This is a genomic window from Citrobacter amalonaticus (assembly GCF_018323885.1).
Classification (GTDB): Bacteria; Pseudomonadota; Gammaproteobacteria; order Enterobacterales; family Enterobacteriaceae; genus Citrobacter_A; species Citrobacter_A amalonaticus.
Map to the genome: position 1 here is coordinate 1,857,880 of NZ_AP024585.1, position 14,876 is coordinate 1,872,755.

General features: G+C 49.6%; 14 protein-coding genes and 2 pseudogenes. 11 read left to right on the top strand and 5 right to left on the bottom strand.

The features are described 5' to 3' along the window. Positions 1–789, bottom strand: coding sequence for an IclR family transcriptional regulator (locus KI228_RS08620; protein ID WP_043001081.1), 789 nt, complete (start codon positions 787–789; stop codon positions 1–3). 235 nt (positions 790–1,024) lie between these two features. Here KI228_RS08620 and KI228_RS08625 point away from each other — a divergent pair, with 235 nt between their 5' ends. From KI228_RS08625 to KI228_RS08655, 7 genes and pseudogenes are all read left to right on the top strand, one after another. Then, complete coding sequence (locus KI228_RS08625) at positions 1,025–1,816, top strand: PhzF family phenazine biosynthesis protein (RefSeq protein ID WP_061070268.1); 792 nt, start codon at positions 1,025–1,027, stop codon at positions 1,814–1,816. Between the two features lie 480 nt (positions 1,817–2,296). Then, positions 2,297–2,689: a VOC family protein gene (locus KI228_RS08630; RefSeq protein ID WP_044328647.1), complete on the top strand. Its 393-nt coding sequence runs from the start codon at positions 2,297–2,299 to the stop codon at positions 2,687–2,689. 18 nt (positions 2,690–2,707) lie between these two features. Next, positions 2,708–2,904: pseudogene (locus KI228_RS08635) on the top strand (tryptophan synthase subunit alpha); the annotation flags it as partial. A gap of 380 nt (positions 2,905–3,284) precedes the next feature. Next, positions 3,285–3,542, top strand: coding sequence for a YjhX family toxin (locus KI228_RS08640; protein WP_043001077.1), 258 nt, complete (start codon positions 3,285–3,287; stop codon positions 3,540–3,542). 10 nt (positions 3,543–3,552) lie between these two features. Continuing rightward, positions 3,553–4,100, top strand: a pseudogene (locus tag KI228_RS08645) (GNAT family N-acetyltransferase). Between the two features lie 55 nt (positions 4,101–4,155). Further along, positions 4,156–4,902, top strand: coding sequence for an SAM-dependent methyltransferase (locus KI228_RS08650; RefSeq protein ID WP_061070267.1), 747 nt, complete (start codon positions 4,156–4,158; stop codon positions 4,900–4,902). A gap of 676 nt (positions 4,903–5,578) precedes the next feature. After that, complete coding sequence (locus KI228_RS08655; protein ID WP_044264020.1) at positions 5,579–6,163, top strand: hypothetical protein; 585 nt, start codon at positions 5,579–5,581, stop codon at positions 6,161–6,163. Positions 6,164–6,470: 307 nt separating this feature from the next. On the opposite strand, the gene KI228_RS08660 is transcribed toward KI228_RS08655, so the two are convergent. Further along, entirely contained in the window at positions 6,471–7,595 is a 1,125-nt protein-coding gene (locus tag KI228_RS08660; RefSeq protein WP_141227495.1) for an N-acetyltransferase, read from the bottom strand. Between the two features lie 383 nt (positions 7,596–7,978). Here KI228_RS08660 and KI228_RS08665 point away from each other — a divergent pair, with 383 nt between their 5' ends. The 4 genes from KI228_RS08665 to spt are packed head-to-tail and all read left to right on the top strand — an operon-like array spanning position 7,979 to position 12,072. Continuing rightward, positions 7,979–9,712 carry a fatty acyl-AMP ligase gene (locus tag KI228_RS08665; protein ID WP_212807564.1) on the top strand — a complete coding sequence of 578 codons (1,734 nt, stop codon included), beginning with the start codon at positions 7,979–7,981 and terminating at the stop codon, positions 9,710–9,712. Further along, positions 9,709–10,623, top strand: coding sequence for an NAD-dependent epimerase/dehydratase family protein (locus KI228_RS08670; RefSeq protein ID WP_141227496.1), 915 nt, complete (start codon positions 9,709–9,711; stop codon positions 10,621–10,623). The genes KI228_RS08665 and KI228_RS08670 overlap by 4 nt, the downstream gene beginning before the upstream one ends. 29 nt (positions 10,624–10,652) lie before the next feature. Then, positions 10,653–10,913, top strand: coding sequence for an acyl carrier protein (locus KI228_RS08675; protein ID WP_043001963.1), 261 nt, complete (start codon positions 10,653–10,655; stop codon positions 10,911–10,913). Beyond that, positions 10,900–12,072, top strand: a complete 1,173-nt coding sequence (gene spt / locus KI228_RS08680; protein WP_043001070.1) for a serine palmitoyltransferase — start codon at positions 10,900–10,902, stop codon at positions 12,070–12,072. Before KI228_RS08675 ends, spt begins: the two co-directional genes overlap by 14 nt. A gap of 89 nt (positions 12,073–12,161) precedes the next feature. Here the strand turns inward: spt and lptG are convergent, their stop codons facing one another. Genes lptG through KI228_RS08695 form a run of 3 tightly spaced genes read right to left on the bottom strand, consistent with a single transcriptional unit; the run spans position 12,162 to position 14,868 of the window. Next, positions 12,162–13,229 (bottom strand): LPS export ABC transporter permease LptG, encoded by a 1,068-nt coding sequence (lptG, locus tag KI228_RS08685; RefSeq protein ID WP_061070265.1) that lies wholly within the window; start codon positions 13,227–13,229, stop codon positions 12,162–12,164. Then, positions 13,226–14,296: an LPS export ABC transporter permease LptF gene (gene lptF, locus KI228_RS08690; RefSeq protein ID WP_054177318.1), complete on the bottom strand. Its 1,071-nt coding sequence runs from the start codon at positions 14,294–14,296 to the stop codon at positions 13,226–13,228. Before lptF ends, lptG begins: the two co-directional genes overlap by 4 nt. Then, positions 14,296–14,868, bottom strand: coding sequence for a YtfJ family protein (locus tag KI228_RS08695; protein ID WP_043001067.1), 573 nt, complete (start codon positions 14,866–14,868; stop codon positions 14,296–14,298). The genes lptF and KI228_RS08695 overlap by 1 nt, the downstream gene beginning before the upstream one ends. Between the last annotated feature and the right edge of the window lie 8 nt (positions 14,869–14,876).

A 14,876-nucleotide genomic window follows, 5' to 3' on the forward strand; every position in this document is an offset into this window, starting at 1 on the left:
TCAGTTTCCTTTTCGTAAATACTCATTTTCGTTTCTGTAGCCCAGCCCATAAGATATTTGCCCGGCACATTTGCGGAGCAGTTCCAGATAGCCGTCGATCTTATTTCCTGAATAAACCACAGGATCGCCTGACAGCGAGATCGCATAGTTGACCCGGTTATACATATTGAATACCGGCATACTTAAACATACCGCGCCATAGGTTGATTCTTCACTGTCTATGGCCCATCCCCGAAGTCGTGTTTTTTGCAACTCCTCCAGAAATAACTTTTTATCGGTTAACGTATTGCGCGTATGCGGCGTTAACGTGATCGCATCTAAAAAATAATCCAGTTCTTCCCGTGTTTTCCAGGCTAATAACGCTTTACCCAGCGCGGTAATGTGTAATTCCAGTTTTTTGCCAATCCAGCTTTTACTCGTTGGCACTGATTCCGGGCTTTCAACCTTGTCGAGATAGATAGCAGAATAGCGCTCCATTGCCCCCAGGTGACAAACCAGGCCGCTTTTCAGCGACAGCTCCTGCATAGGCCGTTTCGTCACCTCAAAGATATTTTGGCGGTGCAGTGCCTGACAACCCAGTTCGTAGTTTTTTATTCCCAGCGAATAATGGCCATTTTTGTTTTTAATTAAGAAGCCGCACTCCACCATCACATTTAATAAATTAAGCAGGCTGCTTTTGGGATACTGGAATTCTTTTAATAGCTCCATATAACTCGCCACGCCTACCCATGCAATATGAGTTAATATTTTTTCGGCACGGACTAATGAATTACACCCTTTGCGAACCATACTGGCTCCCTCCTGTGGTTAGAATAAATAATATCGGCATTGCACAGTTGAAAATATGCCTTGTTCAACATGCTGAACCGTAATGCGATGATTAAATGTGATCTTGTACGCAGTTTTAATAGCAGAATTATCGCACTGCCAGTACGCTGAATATGAATACCTGAAAATGAAAGACGACAGGTCGTCGTGGCATGATAAAGTGTAAATTACACAAAGAACATTCGAGGTTTGCGCGATGCAACAAATTGATTTTTACATGGTTGATGCCTTCAGTACCACGACGTTTGGCGGCAATGCCGCAGCAGTCTGTCCGCTAACCGAATGGTTGCCTGATGAGACGTTACTGAAGATGTCTAAACAACATAACCAGTCAGAAACGGCCTATTTTGTCCCCGCTGAAAACGGCTTTGAGCTGCGCTGGTTTACCACGCAAGGAGAAATCAATCTGTGTGGGCATGCCACGCTGGCGGCAGCTCATGTCATCTTTGAACATCTGGATTATCCGCGCGACAGTATCCATTTTACTACCCGATTTGTTGGCCCGCTGACTGTTGCACGTAGCGGTGAATGGTTGACGCTGGATTTTCCTGCCTGGGGAACTGAGTCCGTCACGCCGCCGTCTCTTCTGCTGGAGGCGTTGGGTATCACGGAATACAAAGACATGCGCGTCGGGCGGGATTATATGGTGGTGCTGGATAATCAGCAGCAGGTTGACGCGCTGCGCCCGAATATCCACGCGATGATCCCTTTCGGGAAAATGGTTTGTGTCACCGCACCGGGTGAAGGGAAATACGATTTTGTCAGCCGTTTCTTCTGTCCAGGAGAAGCCGTAGCGGAAGATCCCGTTACCGGTTCAGCGCATAGCATGCTCATTCCTTACTGGGCGGAAAAACTGAACAAAACGGAGATGCTGGCGTATCAGGGGGCCGAACGCGGTGGGGAGCTACGCTGTCAGAGTGCCGGGGAGCGTGTACATATCGGCGGACAGGCAACCACGTATCTGCTGGGTAAAGTTGTGTTGCGCTAGATAGCACTGATACCAGTCACTACAAAACTCACAAAGTCAGGATGAAGGCGCATCATGCTTAAACCGGAGTATGTCATCAGATTGAACGTCTGTCGGAAAATGACCGTAAAAAGCCAACAGCCGTAATAAATCCGATCGGCAAATACATACCCCGCTCATTGAGCAATGTCAGAACCGCATTCTCATCCATCTTATTTTATCCATACATACTGGATGGCGTACTGAGCGGAAAAGGGACATGAAAAAAAATTCCAGCGTTGCCATCCTGCTCACCGGCCAAGAGATACGTTGAGACCAGCAAAACGGCGATCGCCGGGGATATAAGTTCAATCAATTTTCATTACGGTATAGGTCTGTTCTATTGATCTGACGCGCTTAACGACTCGCTGCCGTTCGGTATGTTAGTCACACGTAACCTGACAGTGACGCCCGCAGGGGGATCAAGCGGATAATCCCTGCGACATCAAATGAGGAGGGAGTATGTTTTCTTACATCATGCTGGGTACGAATGATCTGCCACGTGCGATCGGTTTCTACGATCCGTTAATGGAGCTGCTTGGGCACCCGAAAGCAGGCCGCGGCGAAGAGGGCGCATCATGGGGGATGTTCAGTGAAAACCACACCACCGGATTGTGCGTTGGCAAACCCTTTGATGGCCAGGCCGCAGGTGTCGGAAATGGCACGATGGTGGCGCTGAATGCCCGATCCGTCGAACATATCCAACAACTTCACGCGCTCGCTCTTCGCCTGGGCGGCACGGATGAAGGCGCGCCGGGTCACAGACCACAGTATGGACAAGGCTTTCATAGCGCCTATGTCAGAGATCCCGACGGCAATAAGCTGGCGTTTGTCTACTATGCAGACGAATGCTGAACATATCTTATGCAACAGGCTCCACCGACACTGCAGGGGTTTGGGGTTTCCACGCCCGATCAGGTGGCGGATGCAATTAACGCTGGTGCGACGGGGGCCATTTCAGGCTCTGCCATCGTCAGGATTATTGAGAAAACAGAGATAATGAGGAAACGATGCTGGCTGAGTTAAAGGCATTTGTGATGAGCATGAAAGCGGCAACGCGTCAGCGGTAAGTACGTTTCTATTGCCTGTCGGTAGCGGCAGGCAATGGGGGGCGCGACCCTGAATCTGGCGCTCAATCTCGGTTATCCTCATCTTCGCAAATATGGCTTGCGATGGTAAATGAGGCAATGTCCGCGACGACGGGTGTGATTTCGACGGCGATCACATTTTTCCGACCTGTGCATATCCCTGCTGAAATTACGTGTTACCATTCACCTCGTAAATACCTTTCAACTCAACCCGAGGCTTTGATGCTGGAGAATGTAATCATCTGATAATCAGTTTCCCCGACCTTTTCAGGCCGGACTGATTATCAATGCGCCGAAATCGAATGCGGACACCGCTGTGTGTTTGCACGTTTTGCACATGATGATTAAACAGGTTTTCCAGTATGAATTTATCCCGTCAGGAACAACGTACCTTACACGTTCTCGCCAAAGGTGGACGTATTGCGCACGTCCGCGATGCGTCAGGCCGCGTCACCGCCGTTGAATGCTACAGTCGCGAAGGGCTGCTGCTCGCCGACTGTACACTTGCCGTCTTCAAAAAACTCAAAACCAAAAAGCTGATCAAATCCGTCAATGGTCAGCCGTACCGCATTAATACCACCGGGCTGAACAACGTGCGTGCTCAGCCAGATAACCGCTAAGGAGAGCGTTATGACAACACGCAACTTCACTATTCATATTACCGATGAAAGTGATACCAACGACATCCGGGAAGTCGAAACCCGCGCCTTTGGCTACAGTAAAGAGGCCTGCCTGGTGGCTTCTTTGCTCGAGGACGACACTGCGCGTCCAGCGTTATCGTTACTGGCCAGACAGGAAGGTAACGCTGTCGGGCATATCCTGTTTACCCGGGCGACATTCAAAGGAGAAATGGATTCCCCTCTGATGCATATCCTTGCTCCCCTGGCGGTCATCCCTGAATACCAGGGGAGGGGCGTGGGCGGATTATTGATTCGTACCGGTATAGAACACTTACGTTCGATGGGATGCCAGTGCGTTTTTGTTCTCGGTCATGCCACTTACTATCCGCGACATGGATTTGAACCCTGTGCAGGAGACAAAGGCTTTCCCGCGCCTTACCCCATTGCGGAGGAACATAAGGCCTGCTGGATGATGCAGTCCCTCTCCGCACAACCCTTTGATCGTGCCGGCGACATCCAATGTGCGCAGGCCTTAATGAAACCGGAGCACTGGCGTGAATAACAATCAGACTGAACGCTCTGTTACTCGTAACGCAATGAAAGGAATTAACTAATGGATATCCCACGTATTTTTACGATTAGCGAAAGCGAACATCGCATTCATAACCCGTTTACGCCGGAAAAGTATGCCACATTGGGCCGGGTGTTACGCATGAAGCCGGGAGCGCGCATTCTTGATCTCGGCAGTGGTTCTGGTGAGATGCTCTGCACCTGGGCGCGCGATCACGGCATTAACGGTACCGGTATCGACATGAGCCAGCTTTTTACTGCCCAGGCAAAACAGCGTGCTGAAGAGCTTGGCGTCAGCGAACGCGTCCATTTTATTCATAACGACGCGGCGGGTTACGTCACGGACGAAAAATGCGACGTGGCGGCCTGTGTTGGCGCGACCTGGATTGCCGGTGGCGTAGCCGGAAGCGTCGGGCTGTTGGCAAAAAGCCTCAAGCCAGGCGGAATGATACTGATCGGTGAACCTTACTGGCGTCAGGTTCCCGCAACGGAAGAGATCGCCCAGGCCTGTGGTGTTTCGTCGAAGGCTGATTTTATCACCCTTCCTGGGCTCGTCTCTTCTTTCAACGAACTCGGCTATGACGTTGTTGAAATGGTGCTGGCAGACCAGGAGGGCTGGGACCGATATGAAGCGGCGAAATGGCTGACAATGCGCCGTTGGTTAGAAGCTAATGCAGAGGATGATTTTGCCGATGAGGTTCGCGCGGAGTTGACGATAGCGCCTGAACGCCATGTCACCTACACCCGGGAATACTTCGGTTGGGGCGTATTTGCGTTAATCGCACGATAAAGTAAGTAATGCGGCATAGCCTGAGGGCTATGTCGTATTCTCTCCAGAAGAGAAGCGTCGTGGCGAAAGCAACGACCGTATTAAATAATTATCACACCTGAAACCTTCTTCCTTTCTGTCTCACAAAGACGTCCGGCCAGGTGCGTCCACAATTAATCGTTAAAAAAGCGAAAATGGATTGTTTCTGTGACGCGGTTATAATAATTATTTAATAATCCATAAAAGGTTAGGGCCTGTTTTTAAATACGTTAAATAATTTCTTGTTAATAATTAACATTCTCTTCTCTTGTGTTTGTAGGATAATTCAGTATTTTCAGAAGATTCTTAAAATGTATTTTTGATAATTCCTAAGATTGATGCTGATATTTATTTACTTTCCTGGATGGCGATTAAATAATCCTGGTTTTTTTATGATTTAACACGTTGTTGTGTTGATTTATTGTTTCTGTTTGTTTTCTGTATTGTTACACCATATGACTTTTTTGTTTTTTGTAACAAATTGATATTTATATAAATATGTTGGTTTTTGTTAATATTCCGATCTGGTGTGACGATAGAAATAAGAATAGTGATAGTTTTTTCCTATCATGATGTATTAGATTGAACAGTTATATCAATTGGCAGTTTTTTTTAAGTTAAGTGTATATTTGCGAATAGCGATACAAGGAGGGATAACGTGGTTGTCGATGATAAAATTTCTCCACTGATCGCTCTTGCGCTGAGTGAAATAAAAAATTGGGCAGCGAGGCCATCAGATCGGAAACCATTCTGCTTTCTTCCTGCAATGTGGGTACAAACACGATGCTGTTGCGCCATAGTCGCTGAATATACATTAGTGAGTATTTCAGATAAACAAGATAATTTGTTCCTGAAACAACATATAAACTATAGTGATTCTATTAGTCTGATTATTGAAAAACTTAAGGATGCGCAGGCTAACAGTGGGGAGCAGACGTGTGAGTTCTGCCAGTTTATGGCGAGGATGAATCGGGCGGATAAACACACGCTCAATGCGATTGTTTGTCTGGATACCTATGCTGACGCTTCGCAATATCTGGGGTTGAGCCAGAAGTCGATATACTCAAGGTTGTACAGTATTCTTGAACGTATTAACGTAAGGGATAAGCGGTTATTTTTTCGCTGGTATAAATATATGTTGATTCATTCAACAACATTCCGGCCTCAGGGCCTGAATATTGTCCTTTCTGTGGCGGATTTTCCACCAGGCTCAGAAGTGAATGAAACGATCAACGGGCACTGAAACGTAACAGAAAAGGGAATCCTTACGGATTCCTTTTTCGCGTGTCCTGTTCAGCACGTCTATGGCAAGGGAGATCCGGCAGGGGGCACCCCTTGCCGTATCAGACTGATATTCTATACAGATGATAAGCCCTTCCGGGTTACGTCAGGATTGACGTTCGTGAATTGAATGGCTTTGGCTACCTGATGTGCCATTAAAACCGAACATTTACTGCGACGCCTGTTAGCAGAAAAACATACGTTATGGGTTAAGACCTGCTTTAGAGAGGGAACTTACTGATACCCGCGTTTGCTTCTTCAGACCGCAGTCAGAGTTGTTTTTCGTACAGGCGATAGCGCTTATAGGCAACTCCGCCGATGCGTTCCAGGATTGTGCGCATCCCGCTATTAGACTCCAGAATCCAGGACATCTTCAGCGCGTCAATATGGTGTCTGGCAAACGGGTCGCGTAATGCCTCTATTAACAGCAGAGCCATGACCGGGCCAATGCGGCTGAACTGATATTCCTGACGAACGCCCATCAGAGGCACCCGCGCGGTGCGCACACCGCTCACTTTTAGTCGCCAGAGCAGTTTGGCCCAGCCGAAAGGCAACAGCCGACCGTTGAGATCGGCGATCGCCTCATTAATATTCGGCAGGCCAACGATAAAGGCGCAAGGCACCGAATCTATTTCAGCAATGTGAATCATATCGTCCGGAACAAGGAATTTGAGCTGCTCGCCCATGGAGGCGAATTCGTGTTCCGTGAAGGGGACAAATCCCCAGTTGTGCTGCCATCCGGAGTTGAAAATTTCACGCAGAATCTGCATTTCTTCACTAAACCGCTTACGGTTGATGCTGCGAATGGTGACCTTTTGACGCACCTGATCCATCAGTCGGACCAGCGACGGTGAGAAAGATAAATCTGTGCGCTGCATCCAATAGGCAAGCAGATCGATTCCTTTGGTGTATCCCAGTTGTTCCACGTGAGCGCCATAATAGGGTTTCCCGTGTGGCATCAGCGCGCAGGGCGGCGTCTCAAAGCCATCAACCAGCAGGCCGCTTTCCTGGTTAATGTTCAGGCTAAAAGGTCCGGTGATTTTTTGCGCCCCGGCGGATTTCAGCCATGATTCGGCGGCGGCAAACAGTGCGCTAAAGACCTCAGGGTCGTCGATGGCATCGAGCATGCCAAAATGACCCGTGTCGTTGCCATACCGTTTGCGATGCAGGGTGTCAATTTGTGCCGTGATGCGTCCGACGACCCGTCCTGCTTTTTTAGCGATCCATGCCTGCCAACGAATATGTTCAGAACCCGGATTTTTCGCGGACAGATGCTCTGCACGTTCAAGGTGCAAGGGGTCGATCCAGCTGTCGTCGGCGCAATAAAGTGAAGAAGGGAAAGAGATAAACGTGTTGAGGTCATGTTTATTCATGACTTTTTGTATCTGAATCATAAACAGCCTTAAATAAAAAGTGCAGAAATAAACATAATTACACTGACTGCCAACTGGTCAGTCGAAACGAAATAAATTACTGAATGTTTCTTTCTCTCTTTTACCACTTAATGCGGTTGGTGATAAAACAGGACGGTAAAACATAAGGCTGGAGTCGGACAGGGCGTTTAATGATAACTCTCCCTTCGGAGAATGAAATAAAATATTTAGCTGGGTAATATCATAATTATTGAAATTGAAATGCAGAAAAACATTTATTTTGCTGATGATCTTTTAGCCAAAAAAGAGATACTGTTTAATGACTATTTAATTTATATTATCACCCGCCGATTATTTGTTTTGTATATCCATCGATTTTAAATTCAAACATTTTCATGGTGTATATGTCCAATAGAATCTCAACTCATTCTCTTCCTATGCGTTATGCTGACTTTTCAACCCTGGTGGAAGCTCTGGACTATGCCGCTTTGGGAAATGCAGGAATGAATTTTTATGATCGACGCATTCAGCCTGAAGCGGTACTGGAATACCGAGAGCTAAAAATGCGGGCTAAAGCCGGAGCCAGACGGTTGCTTTCATTGAATCTCAACAAGGGCGATCGCGTCGCGCTGATTGCGGAAACCAGCGTCGGTTTTGTCGAAGCCTTTTTTGCGTGTCAGTATGCGGGGTTGGTGGCGGTACCGCTGGCCATTCCTATGGGGGTTGGACAACGCGATTCTTATTCCGCGAAATTGCAGGGCCTGCTCGCCAGTTGTCAGCCTGCGGCTATCATCAGCAGTGACCAATGGTTGTCGCTGATAAATGTGGTCAACGAGCATGGTGCGGCAATCCGCATTCTCAGCAATGCGCAATTTAATGCGCTGCCGGAAAAGGATATTGAGTTGCCATTACCGTCGCCAGACGATATTGCTTACCTTCAGTACACCTCAGGCAGCACGCGTTTTCCTCGTGGCGTCATTATTACTCACCGTGAAGTTATGGCGAATCTGCATGTGATTAGCCATGATGGAATCAAATTGCGAGACAGTGACCGTTGCGTATCCTGGCTGCCTTTTTATCATGATATGGGGCTGGTGGGCTTTCTGCTTACGCCTGTGGCGACTCAGCTATCCGTTGACTATCTGCGCACCCAGGATTTTGCTATGCGCCCGCTGCAGTGGTTGAAATTAATCAGTCAGAACCGCTGCACCGTCTCCGTTGCGCCGCCTTTCGGTTACGATTTATGCCTGCGTCGTATCAATGACAACGAACTTGCCGGGTTGGATCTCTCCTGCTGGCGCGTAGCCGGAGTGGGGGCAGAACCCATTTCCGCCGGACAACTGAATCAGTTTGGCGAATGTTTCAAGCGCGCGGGATTTGACAGCAAAGCATTCATGCCGTGCTATGGTTTGGCTGAAAATGCGCTGGCGGTGAGCTTTTCTGATGAAGCCTCCGGCTCACAGGTGAGCGATGTCGATCGCGACGTACTCGAATGCCAGGGTAAAGCGGTTGCGCCGACGAAAAGTACCCGGGCGATATCTACCTTCGTGAATTGCGGTAAAGCGCTTCCCGGCCACCGCATTGAAATTCGTAACGAAGTTGGGAGCCCATTGCCTGAAAGAGACGTTGGTCATATCTGCATTTCCGGTCCGAGTCTGATGAGTGGTTATTTTCAGGATCCGGTTTCGCAGAAGGATATCCAGTCAACGGGATGGTTGGATACCGGGGATCTGGGCTATCTTCTGGATGGCTACCTGTACGTGACGGGACGTATAAAAGATCTGATCATTATTCGCGGTCGGAATATCTGGCCACAGGATATTGAGTATATTGCAGAACAGGAACCGGAAATACATTCCGGCGATGCGATAGCATTTGTGACGTCTCAGGAACGGATTATTTTACAGATCCAGTGCCGGGTCAGTTGTGAAGAACGTCGGGCGCAGATCGTCCATAGCCTGACCGCACGGGTACAAAGCGAGTTTGGGGTTTCTGTCAGCATCGAACTCTTGCCGCCGCACAGTATTCCACGGACATCATCCGGGAAACCAGCGCGTGCGGAAGCAAAAAAACGCTACCTGAATCTCTTTGCTGAGTCGCTTAACTCACCGATCCCTATGCCGGGATACTTGCAATGAGCATCACGGTTGCGGTGACAGGTGGAACCGGCTTTATCGGGAAGCATATTATTGATGACCTGCTGTCCCGCGGTTTTGCCGTTCGGGTGTTAACCCGAACGATTCGCCACGACGTGCGCGATAATCTTGTCTGGATCAGAGGGGCGCTGGAAGACAGTGAGGCACTGGCGCAACTGGTCGCCGGGGCGGAACATGTCATCCACTGTGCAGGGCAGGTTCGCGGACACACAGAAGCGATCTTCACCCGCTGCAATGTTGAAGGCAGCCAACGGCTGATGCAGGCCGCGAAAGAGAGCGGCAGCTGTCGACGCTTTCTGTTTATCTCGTCGCTTGCAGCACGTCACCCGGAACTCTCATGGTATGCAAATTCCAAGTATGTCGCAGAACAACGGCTAACGACGATGGCCGCAGAAATTACGCTGGGGATTTTTCGACCTACGGCAGTGTATGGACCCGGTGACAAAGAGTTAACACCGCTGTTTCGCGCGATGCTGCGCGGTTACCTTCCGCGTTTTGGCGCTGCCGAGGCCCGTTTGTCATTTTTGCACGTGAGCGATTTAGCGCAGGCTGTCAGTCAATGGCTCATGGCCGACCAGACGCCGGTTTATCTGTATGAACTCTGCGATGGTGTTGCCGGTGGCTACAACTGGCAACGCATTCAGGAAATTGCGGCCGCAGTGCGCAACGGACCGGTTCACACCGTAACCATTCCGTTACCGTTACTCACATTGTTTGCCGACGCGAGTACGTTAATCAGTCGGTTTGCCGGAAAAGAACCGATGTTAACCCGGAGTAAAGTTTGTGAGTTAATCCACTCTGACTGGTCGGCAAATAATAAATCTCTGTGCGAGAAAATAAATTGGTTTCCCCGGGTTAGCCTGGAATATGCGTTACGGCAGGGGTTATTTTAATTATTTATATTACAGGTATGTTATTTTCTATGTTAAATCATGAAGAAGTAATGGATTACACCCTTGAGTGTTTACAGGGTATGGTCGAAAGCGGCGTAGATATCCATCCTGACAGCGATCTGGTTAATGATCTTGGGCTGGAATCGATTAAAGTTATGGATTTATTAATGTTGCTGGAAGATAAATTCGACATTTCCATCCCTATTAATATTTTGCTGGATGTCAGAACCCCGGCGCAATTAATGGAAGCGTTAATCCCTTATCTGGAGAGTATCAATGAGTCTCTATGATAAATTTTCGCGCCTGGCCTGCGAGCGAGAACAATTTAGCATGGCAGGAATTAACCCATTTGGCACCTGTATCGATGAGGTGTTTTCCGCAACGGAAGGACGGATTGGCAACCAAAAAATTATTCTGGCAGGTACGAATAACTATCTGGGGCTCACCTTTAATCCACAGGCGATTGCCGAGGGGCAGGCCGCTTTAGCCAGTCAGGGGACAGGCACGACCGGTTCACGAATGGCGAATGGCAGCTATGGACCACATTTAGCCTTAGAAAAGGAGATTGCCGAGTTTTTTGAGCGGCCATCAGCCATCGTATTCTCCACAGGCTATACCGCGAATTTGGGGATAATCAGCACGCTTGCCAGTCACAATGCCGTGGTATTGCTGGATGCTGACAGCCACGCCAGCATTTATGATGCCTGCGCGTTAGGTGGAGCTGAAATTATCCGCTTTCGCCATAATGACGCGAAAGATCTCGAGCGGCGCATGATGCGCCTTGGTGAGCGCGCCAAAGACGCGATCATCATTGTCGAAGGCATTTACAGCATGCTGGGCGACATTGCGCCACTGGTCGATATTGTCGAGATCAAAAAACGGTTGGGTGGCTTTTTAATTGTCGATGAAGCCCATTCCTTCGGCGTGATGGGCGCGAAGGGACGGGGACTGGCGGAAGCCGCCGGTGTGGAGCAGGATGTCGATATTATTGTGGGAACCTTCAGTAAGAGCCTGGCTTCTATTGGTGGTTTTGCCGTCGGCGATCAGGGCATGGATGTCCTGCGTTACGCCAGTCGTCCCTACATTTTTACCGCATCCCCATCGCCATCGAGCATTGCAACCGTCCGCTCTGCGTTGAAAACGATCGCAACACAACCGGAGCTGCGCCAAAAGCTGTGGGATAACGCAGCGCGACTGTATGAAGGGCTTGAGAAACTGGGCTATGAGCTGAGTTCGCACATCAGCCCTGTGGTGCCGGTGATTATTGGCGCAAAAGAAGAGGGACTGCGTATCTGGCGAGAACTGATCGCCGCTGGCGTTTATGTGAATCTCATTTTGCCACCGGCTGCCCCCGCCGGGATTACGTTGCTGCGTTGCAGTGTTAATGCCGCGCATACCTACGAGCAGATTGACGCGATTATTCAGGCATTTGCACAGCTGAAAAAATAATCTGCTCTGCGCAGCAGATATTGTTCCTGAGAATATCTGCTGCGATGTCTTACTCCTGTCCATCACGCCGTTTGATGAATGTTGCGATATCAGGGTTGGCGATCGAATCGATAAACCAGTATTAATGCCACCGCCAGGAGCAATATTGGCGGTGCCAGCGTTGTCATTTGCACGTTCAGGGAATAGAGCAGTCCCAGGTTGACGATGATCTGGTCACAGACGTAAGTAAGTAGACCAACGATCACACCGACGGCCAGTCGACTCCCGAGTCCGGGAGCGCGGGGGGTGCTAAAGGTGAAAGGGATCGCCAGTAAAATCATCGCCAGGATTAAAAGCGGATGTCCCAGCTTTAGCCACAACGCCAGCGTAAATTCGAGACTGGGTTGACCTGTACTCTTCAGGTAGGAAATATAATGGCTGAGTTGTTTAACTGAAAAACTGCTGCTGGGCAGGGTGAGTTCCTCAAGACTCATGTCCGCGAACAAAGATGACCACTCGACGTTCTCTTTCGTCTCGGTTGTCTCCTTACCGTTGGCCCACGCTTTTTGATTGACGCCCTCAAGCCGCCAGACGCCGTTATCTGAAATGGTGGCGGTCCGCGCATAGATATACCGTTGCAGAGAGTTGTCCGCCCGGTAGTAAAAGAGCTCAATGCCTTCTGGTTGGCGATGCGCATCCAGCGATTTTACCGTCACAAACACATTGCCGCGCCGGGCCCACAGAATGTTTCCTGCCGTATCGTGATTGCTGTAGCGCGTTTTAATCTGCAACGCCTGTTGTTGCATCGGCGAGGCAATCCATTCGTCAATGACGCCGAGGGCAACGATTAGCATCAGTCCCGCGCTTAGCGTCACTATGGCGATTTTGAAAATTGAGCATCCCGTGGTGCGTATGGCGGTTAATTCCCCGCTTTTCGACAACTGTCCCAATCCGATAATGCCACCGAGCAAAGCGATAAACGGACCAAGATCGATAAGGGTCCTCGGCAATGTCATCAACACGACCATCACCGCCTGCGTCCAGCGGTATCCGTCTGGACTCACATCATCGAGTTCGCCGATCAGATTAAAGGTGGTAAACAGGGGAAGCAGTAACCCTGCAGCCGCCGCAAATCCTAAAAAGAGATTGCGTATGATATAGCGACTGAAGATTTTCATTTATACGTTTTCCATCGCAGCGTGCCGTCGCGAATCAACAGAATCACCAGACCTGACAGCATGAGCAGGGGGACCAGCCATAGTCCCGGCGTGACGGGCAACGCACCGTTGGCAACCAGCGTACGGCATATATTACCGCCATAAAAAATGATGACGAATAAGAGCGTGAGCGGGAGCAGTGTGGAAAACCGTCCCTGGCGCGGCCTGACGCGGCTTAACGGGACTGCCAGCAGCCCCATGAACAACGCGCAGACTCCGCGACTTTCCCGCCATTGCAGTTCAGCGGTATCCGCCGGTGCAGAGGAACGAGCGAGCGTCTGTATGGATTTCGCCTTGCGTTTGACCTCGTCATTCTGGTCGAACGGTTTCATATTCAGTTTGAGATTGCGGAAAATTTGCTCGTTATCATCACTGCCCTGATGATCCAGGACATAGCCGGTACCGGAGTGCAACATCACTGAGGGCGTCGTGGAGGAGGGATCAACAACGTCCACGCTGTTGGCCCTGAAGATACTGGTTTTACTGGCAGAGGCGGTGTAAATCAGCGCATCATTCAAATGAGCTGCGTCGGGGTCAATCTGACGGGCGAGGATCATCCGTCCATTGTTGTTGACGTTAAACTTTCTTGCCTGTAGGTGACGGACATCCAGCTCTGACTGCGACTGTTGTTCTAACTGATAAATTTGCGCGTAAGCCCAGGGTCTGCCGTACAGAGACAGGAGCAACACCAGAATACTCAATGGAATGGCGAGGAACATCACGGCGCGATAAAGACGTGAAGGCGTGGCACCAGCGGCGGCTATCGCCGTCATTTCCGAATCGGTATACATCTGGCCAAGGGTGACGCCGACGGAAACATACAGACCGACCGGAAGCAACATCTCCAGCGCAATCAAAACTTTATAGAAGACAACATTCAGCACAACGCCGAGGGCTAATGTCCCGTTGGCCGCTTCGGTCAGGTAGCGCTGTGCGCAATAGCAGGCGAAAATAAAAATCAGAAAGCCCACAAGTGTCACCACCAGTCGACAAATGCCGGTCATGATGTAGTGTTCAATTAATTTCATCACAGGCCTGGCGATTCGTTAACCATCTTTTGTACCATCGCGATGACCTGATGCACCTCTTTCGGCGTCAGATCACCATCCTTAGCCCACGAGACGCGGCCCTCTTTATCCAGCACCAGAATGGTTGAACTCATCTCATTGAGTTGCCAGGTTTTGCGCCCCAGTCCGCTGCTGTCGATGATAAATTGTGCCCACGGGTAGCGACGTTTGTTTTTTTCTATCTTGCCAAGGACAAAGAAACCAGAACCAAAGATCACATCATCGGTATTCACGATGGTGGTCGGTTGAAAGCGGTCCAGAGGGAAATGGGCGGCCTTAACGGCTTTTATCAACATTGCGTTTTTCTTTTTTGCCGATTTTCGCCCGGCAATATACTGAACAATGCGCACCTTTCCTGCCAGTTCACCGCTATTCCAGGTTCGGTAGCTAAACGTATCGCGATTATCCAGCAGTAATTCGCCGCGATCCGTAATGACAATGGGCTTAACCGGCTGGCCACCGACAAAGTTATGTGCTGACGCCAGCCATGGCGAGAGCAGAAGTGAAATCATCAATAATCGACGTATCAGCATCGCAAATC